Source organism: Streptomyces katrae (assembly GCF_000717655.1).
Lineage (GTDB): Bacteria > Actinomycetota > Actinomycetes > Streptomycetales > Streptomycetaceae > Streptomyces > Streptomyces katrae_B.
In genome coordinates this window covers 1-17,254 of the sequence record NZ_JNZY01000070.1, presented here as the reverse complement: position 1 = coordinate 17,254, position 17,254 = coordinate 1, and the positions used below count along the sequence as shown (strand labels likewise).

Annotated in this window: 17 protein-coding genes and 1 pseudogene; 12 read left to right on the top strand and 6 right to left on the bottom strand. The window is 68.3% G+C overall.

Features of this window, described 5'->3' with window-relative positions:
* Window positions 1–53: 53 nt before the first annotated feature.
* The gene (locus tag IF09_RS46160; protein ID WP_158710198.1) at window positions 54–257 is read right to left on the bottom strand and encodes a hypothetical protein; all 204 of its coding nucleotides are present in this window, start codon (window positions 255–257) and stop codon (window positions 54–56) included.
* A gap of 194 nt (window positions 258–451) precedes the next feature.
* Here IF09_RS46160 and IF09_RS46155 point away from each other — a divergent pair, with 194 nt between their 5' ends.
* From IF09_RS46155 to IF09_RS0138455, 3 genes are all read left to right on the top strand, one after another.
* On the top strand, window positions 452–628 hold the full coding sequence (locus tag IF09_RS46155; protein ID WP_158710197.1) for a glycosyltransferase: 177 nt from the start codon (window positions 452–454) through the stop codon (window positions 626–628).
* Between the two features lie 152 nt (window positions 629–780).
* The gene (locus tag IF09_RS0138460; RefSeq protein ID WP_030304039.1) at window positions 781–2,067 is read left to right on the top strand and encodes a UDP-glucose dehydrogenase family protein; all 1,287 of its coding nucleotides are present in this window, start codon (window positions 781–783) and stop codon (window positions 2,065–2,067) included.
* Between the two features lie 126 nt (window positions 2,068–2,193).
* Entirely contained in the window at window positions 2,194–2,451 is a 258-nt protein-coding gene (locus tag IF09_RS0138455; protein WP_030304037.1) for a hypothetical protein, read from the top strand.
* Window positions 2,452–2,491: 40 nt separating this feature from the next.
* Here IF09_RS0138455 and IF09_RS0138450 read toward each other — a convergent pair whose 3' ends face one another.
* Complete coding sequence (locus IF09_RS0138450) at window positions 2,492–3,520, bottom strand: Ku protein (RefSeq protein ID WP_030304035.1); 1,029 nt, start codon at window positions 3,518–3,520, stop codon at window positions 2,492–2,494.
* Window positions 3,521–4,188: 668 nt separating this feature from the next.
* On the opposite strand from IF09_RS0138450, the gene IF09_RS0138445 reads away from it, so the two are divergent.
* The 6 genes from IF09_RS0138445 (at window position 4,189) to IF09_RS0138420 (ending at window position 10,603) form a co-directional block, all read left to right on the top strand.
* Window positions 4,189–6,501 carry an MMPL family transporter gene (locus IF09_RS0138445; protein WP_158710196.1) on the top strand — a complete coding sequence of 771 codons (2,313 nt, stop codon included), beginning with the start codon at window positions 4,189–4,191 and terminating at the stop codon, window positions 6,499–6,501.
* Window positions 6,498–7,433 (top strand): alpha/beta fold hydrolase, encoded by a 936-nt coding sequence (locus tag IF09_RS42270; RefSeq protein WP_030304033.1) that lies wholly within the window; start codon window positions 6,498–6,500, stop codon window positions 7,431–7,433. The genes IF09_RS0138445 and IF09_RS42270 overlap by 4 nt, the downstream gene beginning before the upstream one ends.
* A gap of 141 nt (window positions 7,434–7,574) precedes the next feature.
* Window positions 7,575–8,063 (top strand): hypothetical protein, encoded by a 489-nt coding sequence (locus IF09_RS46635; RefSeq protein WP_030304031.1) that lies wholly within the window; start codon window positions 7,575–7,577, stop codon window positions 8,061–8,063.
* A gap of 23 nt (window positions 8,064–8,086) precedes the next feature.
* On the top strand, window positions 8,087–8,221 hold the full coding sequence (locus IF09_RS48175) for a hypothetical protein (protein ID WP_267882207.1): 135 nt from the start codon (window positions 8,087–8,089) through the stop codon (window positions 8,219–8,221).
* Window positions 8,222–8,433: 212 nt separating this feature from the next.
* On the top strand, window positions 8,434–9,666 hold the full coding sequence (locus tag IF09_RS0138425) for a macrolide family glycosyltransferase (RefSeq protein ID WP_078613725.1): 1,233 nt from the start codon (window positions 8,434–8,436) through the stop codon (window positions 9,664–9,666).
* 361 nt (window positions 9,667–10,027) lie between these two features.
* Entirely contained in the window at window positions 10,028–10,603 is a 576-nt protein-coding gene (locus IF09_RS0138420) for a hypothetical protein (RefSeq protein ID WP_030304028.1), read from the top strand.
* 168 nt (window positions 10,604–10,771) lie between these two features.
* Here IF09_RS0138420 and IF09_RS0138415 read toward each other — a convergent pair whose 3' ends face one another.
* Both IF09_RS0138415 and IF09_RS0138410 read right to left on the bottom strand, forming a co-directional pair.
* A complete protein-coding gene (locus IF09_RS0138415) occupies window positions 10,772–11,002 on the bottom strand; it encodes a hypothetical protein (protein WP_030304026.1) in 231 nt (76 codons plus the stop codon).
* A 56-nt stretch (window positions 11,003–11,058) separates the two neighbouring features.
* Window positions 11,059–11,391, bottom strand: coding sequence for a DUF6233 domain-containing protein (locus IF09_RS0138410; protein WP_030304025.1), 333 nt, complete (start codon window positions 11,389–11,391; stop codon window positions 11,059–11,061).
* A gap of 599 nt (window positions 11,392–11,990) precedes the next feature.
* On the opposite strand from IF09_RS0138410, the gene IF09_RS41335 reads away from it, so the two are divergent.
* Window positions 11,991–12,845, top strand: a complete 855-nt coding sequence (locus IF09_RS41335; protein WP_234321328.1) for an ATP-dependent DNA ligase — start codon at window positions 11,991–11,993, stop codon at window positions 12,843–12,845.
* A complete protein-coding gene (locus tag IF09_RS47800; protein WP_234321327.1) occupies window positions 12,814–13,020 on the top strand; it encodes a hypothetical protein in 207 nt (68 codons plus the stop codon). Before IF09_RS41335 ends, IF09_RS47800 begins: the two co-directional genes overlap by 32 nt.
* Window positions 13,021–13,146: 126 nt before the next feature.
* Here IF09_RS47800 and IF09_RS0138400 read toward each other — a convergent pair whose 3' ends face one another.
* Together IF09_RS0138400 and IF09_RS47795 are read right to left on the bottom strand one after the other, a co-directional pair.
* Window positions 13,147–13,623 (bottom strand): hypothetical protein, encoded by a 477-nt coding sequence (locus IF09_RS0138400; protein WP_234321326.1) that lies wholly within the window; start codon window positions 13,621–13,623, stop codon window positions 13,147–13,149.
* Between the two features lie 103 nt (window positions 13,624–13,726).
* Window positions 13,727–14,194, bottom strand: a pseudogene (locus IF09_RS47795) (transposase); the annotation flags it as partial.
* A 942-nt stretch (window positions 14,195–15,136) separates the two neighbouring features.
* Between IF09_RS47795 and IF09_RS0138390 the strand changes: the two are divergent.
* Window positions 15,137–16,954 (top strand): pentapeptide repeat-containing protein, encoded by a 1,818-nt coding sequence (locus tag IF09_RS0138390; RefSeq protein WP_030304020.1) that lies wholly within the window; start codon window positions 15,137–15,139, stop codon window positions 16,952–16,954.
* Window positions 16,955–17,254: the final 300 nt, after the last annotated feature.

Here is a 17,254-nt window from a genome sequence, read left to right as displayed (position 1 = left end):
GAATTCGGCAGGGTAATGCTTCATCCCCACGGGGACTCCGTTCTCCTGGACCATCAAGATCCAAGTGTCTCCGGTGTCCAAAATCCGGGGTCAAGGCCCGCTTTAACGAGATCTACATCGCCTGACGGCTTGAGTGCCTTCGCCGCCAGGGCGGTGACGGGCAGCAGTCCGATCAACAGGCTGAACACACCGAGTTTGTCAGACGTGGTTAGGTTGCCGGTCATGAGTGTGATCACAGCCCAGACGCCAGTGGTCATGCACGCCAAGGCGAGCAGCAGCCCAGCCGAATATCGAACTCGTTCTCGATGTAGTGCGCTCCTCACTCTGCCAAGCATGGATGCTGCCGCCTGCGGCACGCGTGTGCCGCGCTGGAGCCGCGGGGTCGGGCGCTTGCGTACACGCCGGGGTTGATCGCTCCGTTGGAGCGCAAGAACGGCTGGACGCTGGCGGAGTGTGTATAGACCTCGCCGACCTCATCGCCACCATCGAGTACGCCCTCACCAACCCGGCCGAGCTCATCCGACGCGGCGAGGCCGCCGGCCAGTTCGCCCGCGACAACTACTCCTGGCGCAGCCTCACCCCTCGCTACCTCGACATCTACGACCGCGTCCCCGCCGAGCGGACCTAACCGGAACCGCGCGCTCGCGGCCGCTGCGCGCCCCGGAGCGGCACGATTCCGGCGGTGATTGCGCAGCCGAGTAGGGTGGCGCCCGAGATCCGGCCGCCATCCGGGCAGAACGGAACAACCCCCTGAACCGGCACGAGAAGGATGGACAGAACATGGCAGAGCGACGCATCGCGGTGTTCGGCGCCGGATACATCGGGCTGGTGACCGGCGCATGCCTCGCCGAGCTGGGCCACCACGTCACCGTCCGCGACATCAACCCCGAACGCGTCCGCATCCTCCGTGCCGGCGACGTCCCCATCCACGAACCCGGACTCGGCGACATGATCGCCCGCAACAAGGAACGCCTGACCTTCACCCAGGACCTCGCCGAGGCAGTCACCGGCGCCGAGATCGCCTACGTCTGCGTGGACACCCCGCCCTCCGCCTCCGGCGACGCCGACCTCTCCCGCGTGTGGGCCGTCGTCCGCTCCCTGACCGACGCCCGCGACCTGAAGGCCGTCGTCATGAAGTCCACCGTTCCCGTCGGCACCGGAGCCCGCGCCCGAGCCCTCCTCGACGAGATCGGCCTGGCCCACGTCGGCTACGTCTCCAACCCCGAGTTCACCGCCGAAGGCCGCGCCATCCAGGACTTCATGGCCCCCGACCGCATCGTCATCGGACAGGACAACGACACCGCCGGCATCCTCGTCGCCGCCCTGCACACCGGCATCAACGCCCCGGTGGCGACCATGGATGTGAAGTCCGCCGAGATGGTCAAACTCGCCGCCAACGCACTCCTCGCAACGAAGATCAGCTTCGCCAACGAGATCGCCACCCTCTGCGATAACACCGGCGCCAACGTCACCGACGTCCTCGGAGCGGTCGGCATGGACCACCGCCTCGGCGCCCACTTCCTGCGCCCGGGCATCGGCTGGGGCGGCTCCTGCTTCCCCAAGGACAGCGAAGCCCTGCGCCAGATGGCCTCCAACACCGGCTTCCACCCCCAGCTCCTCACCGCCGTGATCAACGTCAACAACATCCAAAAGCGCCGCGCGATCCAGCACCTCAAGGACGAACTCGGCGACCTCGCAGGCAAGCGCATTGCTCTGCTGGGCATGGCGTTCAAGCCCGGCACCGACGACATGCGCGAGGCACCCTCCACAGTGCTCGCCAGCCGCCTGCTCGCCGAGGGCGCACAAGTCCGCTCCTGGGACCCCCTCGCCCGCCCGGCGGCCGGCGAACCCTGGGACTCCGGCACCCGCTACCCGACCCCACAGCAGGCCCTGGCCGACGCGGACGCGGCAGTGATCGTGACCGAATGGCCCGAGCTCGCCGAAGTCGACTGGACCGAAGCCCACAGGGTCATGCGCACACCGGTCATGTTCGACGGCCGCAACCTCCTCGACCCTGAGCGCCTGCGCGAGATCGGATTCCGGTACACCTCGGTCGGCCGTCCCTGATGCTCCTCCACCAGCGTGCTGTCTCCTCCGCCCCCGAGCCCCGGGCTGGGGCTGATGTCAGACCCGCCTCGTAGCGTCGAAGGCGAGGGTCCGGATCGGGACCGTTGAGGACGTGAGGAGCAGGCCATGGGCGAGATCAGTGTCGACAGGCAGCACCTTGACCGGCTGCTGGCCGACAGCGCGAGCACGTACGGAGCGCCTTACCAGCGGGCCTTCGCCGAGCTCGCCGAAGCACATCGCGGCCGGCCCGTCGCAGAAATCCTCCCGCTCCTCCGGCGGGCCGCCGACGAGGCACTGCTCGGCTTCACGGACATGGACCTCCGGGAGCAGGCAGAAGCCATCAGTACGGGCGAGCCGTACGTCCTGCGCGTCACGGTGGCCTGACCACGACCGTGCCGCGCAGGACGTCCCCGCCACAGCGGGGTCAGGCCTTGCGCCGGCCACGGCCGGTGTGCGCGAGGGCGTCGGCGAGCTGGTCGTGGTTCATCGAGGAGCGGCCCGGGATGCCGGCCGCGGCCGCCTTCTCGTACAGCTCGGCCTTCGTCAACGACATCAGCTCCCGGCCCTGGCCTGCCTGGCCGGAGCGCGTCCGCTTCTTCGGGGCCGACTTCTTCTCCCCGCGCGCAGCCCGGGCGCCGGGGGAGGCGGCCTTGCCCCCGGAGTCCTTGGGACTCTTGGCCCGCTCGACGCTGGCGCGCAGGGCCTCCATGAGGTCGACGGCACCGGTCGGCTTCGCCGCCGGTTCGGCCTTCTCCACTGTCTCCCCGGCCGCCTTCGCCTTCACCAGGGCCTCGACCTTCTCGCGGAAGGTGTCGCGGAAGGACTCCGGGTCCCACTCCATGGCCAGGGCGTCGATCAGCTGCATGGCCATCTTCACCTCAGCCGCCGTCGCCTCGACCTTCCCCGGCAGGTCGGGCACCTCGGCGTGCGGATCACGCAGCTCGTCGGCCCAGTGAAGAGTGTGGATCGTGAGCAGGCCTTCCGCCTCCTCAGCTTTCAGCGCGACCAGGTACTCCCGCCCGCGCATCACGAACGTGGCGATGCCGGCCTTGTTCGACTCGGCCAACGCCCGCTCTAGCAGGGCGTAGACCTTCCCGTACTGCGATCCCCGAGGCCCCAGGAAGTACGTCTTGTCGAAGAAGACCGGGTCGATCGTGTCCAGGTCGACGAAGCCGGCCACGTCGATCGACCGGGACCGGCCCGGCGCGATCTCGTCGAGCTCCTTCGGCTCGACGACCACGTACTCGCCACCGGTGTCGAAGCCCTTCACGATGTCCGACAGGTCCACCTCGTCGCCGGTGCGCTCGTTCACGCGCCGGTTGCGGATCCGGTCAGCTGTCCCGCGCTGGAGCTGGTGGAAGTGGATCGTGTGGCTGTCCGTCGCCGTATAAAGGCCCACGGGAAGGCTCACGAGCCCGAACCCCAGAACCCCCGTCCACACCGGTCTGGCCATCGCCCGCACCACCCTTCACCGCGGTGTCACTCGGCACCTTCCCACCCTGCGCCTGATCACCCCCACGGGCAACGGCAGCCCAACCCGAGTACACCGCCCGGAGCGCCTCCCAGCGTGACGAGGAAGAGCGCTCCAGGCCCTGTCAGGGCCCTTCCACCTCGCCGCGTTCCCTCGTCCAGGAACGCACGGTGTGCTCGCCCTCGGGCCCCTCTTCGATCAGCACTGGTGGAGAGGCGGTATTCCGAACTTGCGGTATTCCTCTTCGAACCGCCATGGCCCGAGTTCACTGCCTCCACCCCGGCCGGCGGGACGCTGCGGCCGCTGCGCGACCTCAATGGTCGACTTTGACGACGAGGGCAGGACTGATGTTCCCCACGGCCAGGCCGCGGGGCGCGAGATGTGTGTTCAGGATTCGATGGCCGGTAGGCGAGGACCACCAGGTCGAGGGCAGCCGATACAGCGCATGCGGCCCCCTGGCACTGGTCATCTCTGCGGATCAGTGACCCGCGCCGAAGGGTCTCGTTGATCGGGCATGAACGCACCGGGCTATGCCTTCCGTCGCGGTGCCCACAGCAGCTGCATACGAATACCTTCGTACGGCCCCAGCAGGCCGCGCACCGTATGGATCACGCCTGTACGGGCTGATCACACCAGAGAGGGAGCAGAGCATGGGCCCGAGGACCGGGGGTGGCGCCCGGCGTCGTAGCCGCCTGTCCGCATTGGTACTTCGCCACCGTTGGCCTGTTGTTTTCGCCTCGTTGTGTGCGGCGCTGGCGGTGTTCTGGTACGGCAGCTCGGCCCATGACTATCTGTCGACGGACTCGGAAGCACCGGCGTCTGCGGAGTCGATTCGGGCGAAGGACATCCTTGACAGCGATTTTGGAGCGGCTGTCCCTAATGTGATTTTGGTTGCCCGCGCCGACGGATCGGTGGACAGCCCCGGGGTGGTTGCCGACGCGCGAAGAGTGGCGGCGGTGCTCGCTGGGGACCCTTCCGTCGCCTGGGTGCAGTCCTATTGGTCGGCTCGCGAGAAGTCGCTGCGTTCCCGCGACGGATGCAGCGCGGTGTTCCTGGTTCGGCTGTGGGGTGGCGACAAGGAGGCGGCCAGGGCTTCAATGCGCTTGATGCCCCTGGTCACAGGCCGACAGGGCCACTTGGACGTTGCTGCCAACGGGGAGGCAATTCTCCGTACGCGGGTCGGTGAGCAGGTGGAGCGGGATCGCACCCGCGGAGATTTGTTGGTCCTGCCGGTGACGGTGGTGCTGTTGCTGCTCGCTTTTCGTTCGGCGGTGGCGGCCGTGCTTCCTGTGCTGGTCGGGGCGCTGGCGGTCATGGGTACCGCGGCGGTGTTGCGGCTGATGGCCTCCTTCACGCCTGTCTCGGTGTATGCGAGCAGCATCAGTTACGCCTTGGGTTTCGCTCTGGCGGTGGATTACAGCCTCTTTGTGATCAGCCGGTACCGGGAGGAACTGTCGCGGGGGTGTCGCGTCGAAGTCGCGCTGCAGGTGGCGTTGAGTACTGCCGGGAGGGCGGTGGCGTTTTCCGCTGCGACGGTGACTGCCTCGTTGGCGGCTCTGCTGCTGTTTCCGTTGCCGATTCTGCGTTCGATCGCCTATGGCGGGATCACCGTGGTGGTTTTGGATGCGGTGGTGAGCCTGGTGGTGCTGCCCGCTCTGCTGGCGTGTCTGGGCAGGAGGGTGGACCGGCTGGATGTCTGCGGCCGGTGGCGGCGCGCGGGGCGCGCGTCGCTTTCTGCAAGTGCTGGCCGGGGAGTGTGGGGGCGGACCGCCTTATGGGTCATGGGCCGCCCGGGGATGGTCGCGGTGATCCTCACCTCCTGTCTGGTCGTGGTGGCCGCTCCATACGCGCACGTCAAGTTCGGGCTGTTTGATGACCGGCTGTTTCCCGCTTCCTCGGAGATCGGGAAGAGTGGGCAGGCATTGCGCAGAGATTTCGTCGATGGTGGAGTCGCCAGCCCCACGACGGTGGTCCTGCCCGCTTTCGATACGGCGGCGCGCGCAGCTGAACTGGACCGGTACGCGAAGAACATCGCCGGCCTGCCTGAGGTTCGGCAAGTGCGGACCGTCACCGGCACCTACGCAAACGGGGCGCGCATCCGGGCAGGTGACGTGAGCGTGGCGTCCTTCGCCAACGGCCGTGGTGTGTGGCTTTCGGTGACAACGCGGTGTGAACCCTTCAGCGCCGAGGCCCGGGAGATGGCCGTTGCGCTGCGCAGGCTTCCCGCTCCCGGCACCGTCCTGGTGGGTGGTCCGGGCGCGGTCCTCGCGGACATGCAGCAGCCGCTCGAAGAGCGACTTGGGTGGGCGCTGTCGCTGATTGCGGCTGCCATGCTGGTGCTGGTGCTCGCTCTGACCCGCAGGCCCGTGCTAGCGGTGAAGGCGCTGCTGCTGAACGCCCTCAGCCTGAGCGCGACCTTCGGTGCTCTGGTGTTTGTGTTTCAGGACGGCAACTTCGCCGGTCTGCTAGGCGGGTTCACGGTGACTGGCACCACTGACATCCAGATGCCCGTGCTCGTCTTCTGCATTGCGTTCGGGCTCTCCATGGACTACGAGATCTTCCTCCTTGCCCGAATCTGCGAAGAGTACGATCAATGCTCGGACACCAAGATCGCCGTTGCGCGCGGACTGGACCGTGCTGCCGGCCTGTTCACCTGGGCTGCCGTGATCTTCGCAGTGGTCATGGCAGCTTTGGCCACGTCTGAACTCGTACTCCTGAAAATCATTGGCCTGGGCCTTGCGCTGGCAGTCATTTTGGACGCCACCCTCATTCGAGGTCTTCTCACCCCCGCTGTCATGTGCCTGGCCGGTAGCGCCAACTGGTGGACACCGCCCATGACGGCATGGCGCCCGGGGCCAGGCAAACGCGCACACGACAGCCGCCGTGGTTTCACGGACCCGGACGCCGGGCCAGCCCACATTGACCTCCCAAGGACCGACACTCGGAGTCTGGAACGCTCATGACCTCTTTGCCCATCGCCGACCACGCTTTCGACTTCTCTGGCGGCCGGCTCGCCGCGTTGCGGTGCTCTCCTGCAACGGATACCCACCGAAGAGGCAGCGTCGTTCTGGTCGGCGGTTTTCTCGGTTCGAAGGAGGATTTCGTTCCGCTGCTTCCCCTCCTGGCCCAGGCAGGTTACGACGCCTACTCCTACGATCACAGGGGCCAGTACGAGTCAGACGGGCCGACGAGTCCTGACGCATACACCATCGAATCGCTGGGGGAAGACCTTCGGGGCGTGCTTGCCCAGCTCAAGGAGCACTCTCACACCATTCACGTCGTGGGGCTGTGCATGGGCGGCTTCGTAGCACAAGCAGCCGCGGTCACTGGTGCAGAGGCGAGTCTTGCGCTGGTGTCCTGCCCTCTGACGGTCACCCGCTGGATGTCCATCCGGCTGCGTCTTCTCGCCCTCGTAGGCCAGCTCATCGGTCCGACCCGAACCGTTCGACTGGTGACCCAGAACTGGGAGAAGTCCCGGCCCCATGAGGCCCTGGATCCCGCCATCCGCCCTGTAGCTCAGGCCAGGCTGACCAGCACTCAGCCAGCGCATTACGTCGGTCTGGTCCGCTCCTGGGCGGCCACTAGCCGAAGCTGCGGCTCTGCGGCCTCCGACCTGCCTCTGCTGGTCGTGAGCGGCGAAAAGGACAGCCTGTTTTCCTCCCACTACTACACCGAAGCCGCCCGCAGGCTGGGTGCCTCCCATGCCGTCATCGCAGATGCCGGCCACAGCGTGCAGCAGCATCAGCCTCACGCTGTTACGCAGTGCCTGCTGGAGTTCTGGAACTCCATCCCCACAACCTCTGCTCAGCTTCCCCGCCCGGTGCGAGAAGCGAGCTATGTACCGAGCGACAGGAAGGCCATGGCGGCCCCTGGGCGACGCGAGGGGTATCGGTAGTCCGCCGTCCGCCGCAACGGCATTGCTTATGCGAGCGCCCGGTAGTGCGAGGCGACTGAAGGGGCCGTTTCCTCGCCCTGGGCAAGTCGTTTGGCAGATCGCAAAACGACTGCCAGCCACCATCGCACCCCAGGAGATTCCATGCCGTTCCGTTTCCTCGCTGCCGCGACCGCGGCCCTCGGCCTCTGTCTCAGCGGCGGTAGCGCCGCTTACGCCCAGGACCCACCCCCGGCTGACGGACCCACTGTTGGGGGCCAGTTCGGCGGCCAGCAAGCGTTCCCCCAGGGCGGCGGCTTCGGCGGCCAAGGCAGCTTCCAAGGGGGCGGCAGCGGCGGCGGGTTCCCGGCCGCCCAGAGCACTAACCCATCCGTCGACAGCCTGCCCCCGATTCCAAAGTTCAACCAGAGCTGCAAGGGGCCGGACTGCAAGCCGCGCCGCTTCACCCTCGACTTCTCCAGGATTGTGAACAGGCGGATCCTGCCCCCCGACAACGACTACTACGACAACGCCATCGACGACAGCTTCCTGAGCGGTGGCGGCCAGGACGGCTCCGGCGGCCAGCAAGGGTTCCCCCAGGGCGGCGGGTTCGGCGGCCAGCAAGGGTTCCCCCAGGGCGGCGGCTTCCAGTAGCGGGGTTGCCGTACACGCACGCCATGCTCCAGGCCCTTCTGGGCAATGACATGGAGGCCCGCCTTACCCAGGGCCGGCCCGAGGACCCGCTCACCGTGGAGGAGATCGACCTGGGCGAGCGGCTCCAGGCCCAGCCCCACCCGAACGCAGAGAAGTAGTAGGGCCAGCCCAAGACCAAGATCGGACGCTTAGCGTTACTGGCTGTTCCGCCGTCCCCACGGCCTTGCTACCGCTCGCCGACCGCCGAGGTGGGCTCGCCGCCGGCCGGCCCGAGACGCCGTGCCTGCCCCCACAACCTTGCGTCCCCCGGTGGGGTGAGATCAGGTGGCCCCCCATACTTGACCACTCACCCCTCCGTTAGACGACTGACATGATCTTGCGCGGCCGTACGCGGCCGCATGGTGGAGCTGGGGCTGATATGCAAGGTGACGCGGTGCGGGGCGCGCACATCGCGGTGTTCAACGTACCCATGCACGGGCACGTGCTTCCGACACTAGCGGTCGTGGGAGAGCTGGTGGAGCGGGGTCACCGAGTGAGTTACGCGGTGACTGCGGACTTCGCCGACCAGGTACGTGCGGCGGGCGGCGAGCCGGTCCTCTACGAGGTGCCGCCCTCAGGGGAGGCCTCCGAAGACATGACGCACATGGTCACAGAGGTGCTCGGGCTGAATATGCTGGCGTTGTCGCAGCTGGAGCCCCAGTTCGCCCACGATCGCCCGGACCTGGTGCTCTACGACGTGTACGCGTGGATGGGGCCCTTGCTGGCTGCCCGATGGGGTGTACCGGTAGTGCAGCTCGCGCCGACCCACCTTCCCTACGAAGGACTGGTTCAGGAGTTTTTCGGCGTAGACGAAATCTCCCAGATCCCAGGCCACTCCGAGTTGGCTGCGGCCGTCGCCGAATTCGGTGTGCCAGGCGGGGTCCATGCCCTGACGCTGGCCCCGCCGCGGACGATCGCGTTCTTCCCCCGGACCTTCCAGCGCCGCCCTGAGACAGTGAGGGGCCGGGACGCCCACGGGGTGGGCCCTGCCATCAGCGACCGTTCCTTCCAGGGCAGCTGGCAAGCCCCCAAGGGCGGTCGGCCTGTGGTGTATGTGTCGCTCGGCTCGCAGTTCAACCGTCGCCCGGAGTTCTACCGGTCGTGCAGGGATGCCTTCGATGGAATGGGCTGGCACGTCGTGATGAGCGTCGGCGCCGAGGTGGCCGAGAGGGGGATCGGCCCCCTGCCGCAGGGCTTCGAAGTGCATGCAAGTGTGCCCCAACTAGACGTGCTTGCGGCTTCCTCGGTGTTCGTTACGCATGGCGGGATGGGCAGTGCCATGGAGGCCTTCGCTTTGGGCGTTCCCGTAGTGGCGGTGCCGCAAATGGCCGAACAGCGGGTCAATGCCACCTGCATCGCCGAACTCGGGCTGGGCTTGTATTTGCCCCCCGAGCAAGCTGATAGCGCCAGTCTCCGCGAGGCGGTACTCACAGCAGCCGACGACCAGAGCATCGCAGCCGCTGTCGCCGCGCTGCGCCGGGAGATCATGGAGGCGGGCGGGGCATCAGCTGCCGCCGACGTGGTGGAGAAGACGCTGACCGAGGCCCCCAGTGTGAGCTTCTGAAACGAGAGCAAGCTGATCCCGTGCGGAAACCCTCAGCCGCCTCAGCCGATGCAACCTGACTCCCCACCACCCTGCTGACCGGGCCGGCTTCCGTGAACGGCGGGGACATGGGCGCCGCCCTGCTCGTCGAAGGCTCCCGCCAGCCGGGGATCACCGCCCACACGATCATGGCGAACCCCGGCGGCTGGCCGGCTGCCACCATCTTCACCCCCCACCACGCCCTCGGCAGCCCTCAGGGACTGCACATCGACTCAGACAAGCTCCTCGTGCCGCGCCATGCAGGGGGCCGACCGTTCCCGGGTCTGCCTGCGACGTGGTGTGTCGGGAGAGCCGACACCACGGGCCGTTCGACGGTGCGCTCATGCCCGACAAGCTCCCGGCCCGCAGCCGGTCCCCTCTGCTGGCCCGGCTGCGCACCGGCGAGGCCGTCCAGGCGGTGGCGGAGGAACTGGGGGTGCCGGTCCGGGAGGTGTTCCGCGCGGCCCGCACGGATATGGGGCTGGCGCTCGCGCTGGCCGGCGTGGACCCGGACGGCATCGAGGCGGTGGGCGTCGTCGGCCGCGCGGACTACCTGCGGCTGCTGGCTCTGGGAGCGTCTCCCAGCCTGGCTTCTCAGATCTTGTTCGACGGTTCCGCTCAAGCCAATACCTGGCGCAGCGAGCAGCGGGCGTTCGCCGCGGCGTGTGATGCGGTGGCCGCCGCGACCGTGAAGCGGGCGGAGCGCCGCCCCTCCCGCTTCACTCCGGAGCGCCGTCAGTTCCTCGAGTATCTGCGGGCCGGGATGGCGACGACGAAGGCCGCGGCGGAGGTCGGCATCACTTCCGCGACGGTCTACCAGCGCCGCCGCCGCGATCCCGGCTTCGCCGCGGCCATGGACCAGGCCATCGCCGCCCGCACTACCCCGGAGCCCGTCGGCGCCGCCACTGATGCGCAGTAGACCGCTTTCTACGAACATCTCGCCGTCCATGGCGTGCTCCGGCAGGCGGCCCTTGCCGCGGGTATCCGGCCCGAGGCCGTCTACGACCGGCGCAGATCAGACACCGACTTCGCGCAGCAGACCGACCGAATGCGTACCCGACAGACGTGAGTAAAGCCTCGAGAGCCTCTACGAGCCGACACCGTTTACAACGCCTGGGGACGTGGGTGAAGCGAGGCGGGCGCCAATCCGGAACCGCATCTTACCTGCGGCCCGGCGGACCTCCTCGATGTGCTCGGTGTCCTCGAGCAGCCCGAGGAGCACCATCAGCGCCCGCGCCTCGTCTTCGCAGATCAGTTTCAGGCGTGGCTCGGTCACGCCGTCAAGCACTGTGTCCAGCAGATCCAGTGTCTCGTCCATGCCGGGGACAACGCTGTGCGGGCCCCCGCGTCACCCTCCACCCTGCCGCTGGCCGGTCACTCGAGCATTCCGAGGACGGCGTCGGGCCGGCAGTGCGGGCATGCAGGTACACCCTCGGCCAGCGCCCGGCGCACCTCCTCCATGCTCATGGCCGTGCAGCGCTTGCGGGCGTCCCAGCAGCCACCTGCATGGACGCGGACCGGTAGTCTGCCGGCTCCGATGCCGCGTTCGATCAGCCACGCGGGCGGCTCGGGCGCAGGCATGCGCCGCGCGGCGAGAGCCTCGCGCTCCTCCGCGCTGCTCAGGGCCCGCTCGGCACGGACGAGCTCACCGCGCAGATAGGTCACGACGGTGCGCAGGCGCGCCAGGTCAGGCGGGAGCTCAGACACCGCTCAGCCCCCGTACTGCGCCTTCCGTGCGGCTTTGCACGCCGCGCACAGGGGCGAGGCGCCGACTCCGTAGCGGCAGGTCTGCGTGCCACATTTTGCGCAGGGTCCGGTCTGGCTGGGAGCCCAGGTGACGGGCTGGGGTCTGGCGGTGGGGGCGGGGGAGGTCATGGCGGTGCTCCTCGGTGTCCGTGTAGCGCCATTCCATCACGTGTTCGATTTTTGGCGCGAGTGTGCGCAGGTCACCGGCCATAGGCCTGTCCCCGAGCGAGCTACCTGGCCCTCGAGCGCGGCTCGGCGGGCTGCTTGTGGTCCGCTGCATCCGCGGCGGGGGAGACCTGGGCGAGCCGGGTAGGGTGGGGTGGACGGTGACGCATCCGGAGGCCGCGAGCAGTGCGGCGAGGAGCAGGGGCAGGGGCAGGGGCAGGGGCAGGGGCAGGGACCAGCGGCGCATGCCGCCACTGTGCCGCAGCCGGTCTGACACTGGCCCTGACGGCCCCGCCGGGCACCTCGGATGGATGATCCACGGCCGTCCCGCCGGGGCGTGTGGAGCCGGCCCGGTCGACTCTGGACGAGGGGCAAGTCGTGAGGGAGGCCCCGGGATGGTGCTCTGGCCACCGGTGGAGCCGATGCTGGCGCAGGCCGCCGAGTCCGTGCCGGGCCCGGGCGCGCTGCGGGCCGGGGTGGCGTATGAGCAGAAGCTGGACGGGCATCGGGCGCTCCTGTTTACCGCGGCCGGTCCGGGCGGGCGGGTGCTGGTGCAGACCCGGCGCGGGGCGCTGGTCCAGGACCGGTTCCCGGACCTGGTGGCGGCCGCCGAGACGCAGTTGCCGCACGGCCTGGTTCTCGATGGCGAACTGGTCGTCTGGGACGTGGAAGCGGGCCGGTTGTCGTTCGAGGCGTTGCAGCGCCGGGCCGCCGCCCGCCCCCGCGGCGCCGCCAGCCTCGCCGCCCGGTGGCCGGCCTACTTCGTCGCGTTCGACGTCCTTCAACTGGACGGCCAGGAGCTGCTGAGGCGCCCGTACGAGGAGCGGCGCGCGCTCCTGGAGCAGCTGTTCACCGACCGCGCCCTGACGGCCCCGTGGACCTTGTGCCCGATGACGACGGACCTGGCCACGGCTCGGGAGTGGCTGGAGTCCTGGACCGACGTGAGCGGCGTCGAAGGCTTGGTGATCAAGCCCCTGACCAGCCGTTACCTGCCCGGATACAGAGAGTGGACCAAGGTCCGCCGCAGGGACACCACAGAAGCGATCATCGGCGCGATCGCGGGCACTCTGACCCGCCCGCAGCTCCTCGTCCTTGGCCGCTACGACGCGGCGGGCCGGCTGCGTGCGGTGGGCCGGACGGTCCCGCTGCGCCCGGAGGTGTCCCGGCAGGTCGGCGAACATCTGGCGGCGGCCGGCCCCGGGCACCCCCTTCGAGGGGGTGCGGTTCACCTCGACGTGGGGGAGCCGTGACGTCCTGGACGTCACCCTGGTCCGCTCCGAGCTGGTGGCGGAGGTCAGTGCAGACCGGGCGGTGGACCGGGGCGGCGTGTGGCGTCACCCGCTGCGGTTCAAGCGGCTGCGCCTGGACGTGGGGCTGGAGGACGTTCCGAGGTTCGGCCAGGGGCCAACCGCGGCGGTCGGCTGAGTACCGGACCGGGCCTCCGCAGAAAGTCTTCGGCGGCCCTTGCGCTGCGCCGTGATCCGGCGCAGGACGACCGCACACCCCGCGGTAGCGCTCCCGCCACGCCCCTACGCCCGGGGCATCCGGCCATTATGCCGCTCGGCCCGATGCAGGTCCCGGGACTGGTGAGCGTGGGTCGTCGATGTCGACCGACACCTCGAGCCCCGAGGTCGATGTGAAGGTGGCGACGGTTCCCGACAGCCGGATCCGGTCGAATGGATTGGATTCCGCGAAGAACATCGCCCACATCAGGGCCCGGTTCGCAGTCAGACGTGCGATGAACCCCTCCGATCCGTACGAGCCCTCGCCGCCCCAGAGCAGCCCTTTCTCGCCCAGGTCCACAGCGGCGAGTCCATCGACGGAAGACACCCAGGACGGATCGCTTTCCAGCACTTCGTCGAGGCCGAAGGGGGCAAGAACTGCGAAGCCCGTGGGCGTGTCGGGGACGAGGGTGACTTCGTACGAGTGCCCGTCGGCGTAGTGGAGCGCGTCCTTGATGGGAAGCTCGAAGTCTTCCCAGAGTCGTTCGATCGCAGTCATTTTGTTCTTGCACTTCCAGTTGCGCACGTGCTGAGGCCTTTCCTGGAGTCCGGCCGGGGGAACCGGCTCGCCTAGTTCGTTTCGGTTCCGCGCGGAATTCATGCGCCTTCTGAAATGGGGGCCGGTGCGGGGCGAACAGCGTGTTCGGGCTGTGATCCTCACCCGGAGCCCAACTCGGAGCGTATTCGCCCAGTTTGCGGTTCTGCCAGACACTGACGATCCAGGTCGCGATGACGCGTTCGGCCTGCGTGAGGGTCAGGGATGCGTCGCGCTCGGGGTCGGCCCCGCGGTCGGCGACGTCCGTTCCGGTGAACCCCAGCAGATGCTCGAACAGCATCGTCTGCATCGTGGAGAACTGCCGCTCAACCTCGAACTTGTCCGTCTGCCGCCGGACCCGGGCAGGCAGAATGTTGCAGCCGAGCTCCCGCTCGGCCTCGACCAGGTCGTGGTAGGGGCCGCCGTGGTCGGTGGTAATCGTCTCTGGGGTGGAGAACGGCAAGGCCGCGACCCGGTGACCGGTGAACTTGGCGATGGCGTCCGCGGGGACACCCGCCTAGGGCCACTCCATCTCCTCGCCCCAGCCCTCCCGCATGGGCAGCTGCGGGCGCAGGAGGCTGCGGACGACGCCCGGGCAGCCTCGAAGGACTCCGGGTCCCTCGCCGCGTTCGGCAGGCTCGCAAGGGCGTCGTTCTGGCCGGCTCTCGCGGTCGTCCCCGCGGTCGCCGTGTACGCCGTGGCGGCACTGTCGTGGAAGCCCGCCCAGGATCCGGCCGCCGCCACGGCCGACGAGACCCACTCACACCTCATGCGGCGGGGCGCGGTCGGGTTCGCCGCCATCATCGTCCTGGGGATTTCCGCATGCCTGTTCGCGGCCGTGGTGATCGAGGGAATCGTTGCCGGAGTCCTGATCCCTTTCATCATCGCCATCCACGGCGTGGGACTCCGTGCCTGGATCCATGCCTGCGACCGGCACGAGAGCGCCCTCGCCGACGGACATGCGCCCTGACCGCACGACCGGCTAGACCGGCAAGCCGCCCTGTTCGTGATCGCTCTTGCGGGCAGCGGGCAGACCCTGCTCGCGCGCGGTGTCCCACTGGCTCCTGCCGGTCGCCGTCCATCTGGGTTGGACGGCCAGGCCACCCGCTTCCTGATCGTACGAACACGGAGCCGGCCCCTGTGCCAGGGCTGTAGAACCCCTGCGGTCCGCGCCTGAGATGGCCTCTGAGGAACCCCCGGCGCGTGCGTTGGGCGGCGCGTACCGGGCCGGGGCGGTTGTGGGTGAGTCTGCCCAGACACACCCCTGCTCGGCGGCCGCCGGCCCCTCGGTGGCAGGCGGGCACGATGCGCGGCCGAGGGCTGCTCGGGGGAGTAGCAGGGCGGGGGTCGGCGCCAAGGGGTCGGCGCTCTGTCGGACCGCACGGAAGATTTCAGTAGCGCACGATTCACTTCAGTACGCCGTTCAGTGCCCGCATCGAAGATTTCGGTGCGGCGGCACCGGGGGGAGTAACTACCCGTCCCCGCGCTCGATCGTTCTTGGGGTATGACGCGCCCAAGCACCGAACCGCCCGAGTGGTCGCACTGCGGCCGCGACGCCACTGCCGAGGATCCGGTCGGCTGCCGCGGCATCCACGTCCCCGACCACGACGTCTGCCTGGCCCACCTGGACGAGGACCGTGACTCCTATCTGGAGAGACTGGCCCCCGGCGCTGACATCGATCACAGCGGCACTCCCTTCACCGATTCACTCCTCCAAGCCCTCTTGAACCCCACCGCAGGAAAGCGCTGCTTCGGCGACGCCCGGTTCGACGGCGCGAGGTTCTCCGGCAACGTGTCGTTCGACGGCGCGAGGTTCTCCGGCAACGTGTCGTTCGACCGTGCGAGGTTCTCCGGCAACGTCTCATTCGCCAGGGCGCGGTTCTCCCACGAGGCGTCATTCTCCGATGCGCAGTTCTCCGGCCTCGCCCGGTTCTACATGGCGGAGTTCTCCGACGCCGAGTTCTCCAAGGCGCAGTTCACCGGCGACGCCCGGTTCTACAGGGCGCAGTTCACCGGCAAGGCATCGTTCTCCGAGGCGCAGTTCTCCCGCCTCGCTCGGTTCTCCGAGGCGAAGTTCTCCAAAGACGCGTCGTTCTCCGAGGCGCAGTTCTTCGGCCGCACCTGGTTCGCCGGGGCCCAGTTCTCCGGCAACGCGTCGTTCTACAAGGCGCAGTTTGCCGTGATGCCGTGGTTCGGGCCGGTGGTGTGCAAGGGGACGGTTGATCTGTCCGGTGCGGTGTTCGACGTGCCCGTGACGCTGGAAATCGCGGCGCGTGAGGTGAGCTGTAACAGGACGCGGTGGGAGGCGACGGCGATGGTGCGCCTGCGCTATGCCAACACGGACCTCAGCGAAGCGGTGCTTACCTCCCCCGTAGCGGTCACCTCCCATCCCGCCCTCTTCAAAATCAGAGATGAGGGTAGGGAGGTGGACGAGAAACTGCTGGCAGACCTCAAGGGCCAGGACGAGGGCAAGGACAAGGATAAGTACAGGGCGCGGGTGGTGTCGGTGCGCGGGGTGGACGCCTCGCATCTGGTTTTGGCCGACCTCGATCTGACCGTCTGTGTGTTCTCCGGGGCTTTTCACCTCGATCAGCTCAGGCTGGAAGGCCGCTGCACCTTCGCCAGCGTCCCGTCCGGCATGCACTGGCGGCGCTGGCCCCCCGTGTGGTTCACGAAGCGCCGCACCCTCGCCGAAGAACACCACTGGCGCGCGAAACAGTCGGCAGCTGTCCCAGGATGGGACGCGCCGACGGTGGCCGGACACGTCGAGCCGGCGCAGCTGGCGCCGACGTACCGGGCGCTGCGCAAGGCGTTCGAGGACGGCAAGAACGAGCCCGGCGCCGCCGATTTCTACTACGGTGAGATGGAGATGCGCCGTCATGACCGTCGCGACGACGGCACCGGGACCCCGCCCGGCGAACGCGGCCTGCTGCACGCCTACTGGCTGCTCTCCGGCTACGGCTTGCGCGCCTCCCGCGCCCTGACCTGGCTGCTGGCCGCGATGTCCGTAACGGTCCTGCTGCTGATGCTCTGGGGGCTGCCCGCCGAGGGGCCGAAGCAGAGGGTCACCGGCACGGTTCCGGCCGGCGGAGGCAAGGTTACTTTCGTGATCGACAAGACTGATCTCCAATACCCGGAAGACGGGTTCACGGTCAAGCGCTTCGAGAAGGCCCTGAGCGTCACCCTTAACTCGGTCGTGTTCCGCTCCTCCGGCCAAGACCTCACCACCGCCGGCACGTACATCGAAAGGGCATCCCGCGTGACCGAGCCGATCCTTCTGGGCCTGGCGGTCCTGGCCGTCCGTAGCCGCGTCAAACGCTGATGGGCAGTCCCCCGATACTCCCGTACCAGGGAAACCAACAAGACGCCGCAGCCACCGGACACTGAAGTCACCGGTGCGCCGAAACCGCCATGAGCTTTCGCATGGAGGATTTCAGTGCCCAGACCACAGCCACGCTCACTGAAATCTTCCCTGCAGCCCGACACGCTCGATCATCCACCCATTCTGAGGTTCCCCCGAGATGCGGGGATGAGTGACGGATGGTCAGATGGGTCTCGCGAGAGGAGCCCAGACGATGCCCGCACCGAGGAAGTACCCGTTGGAGTTGCGTGAGCGTGCGGT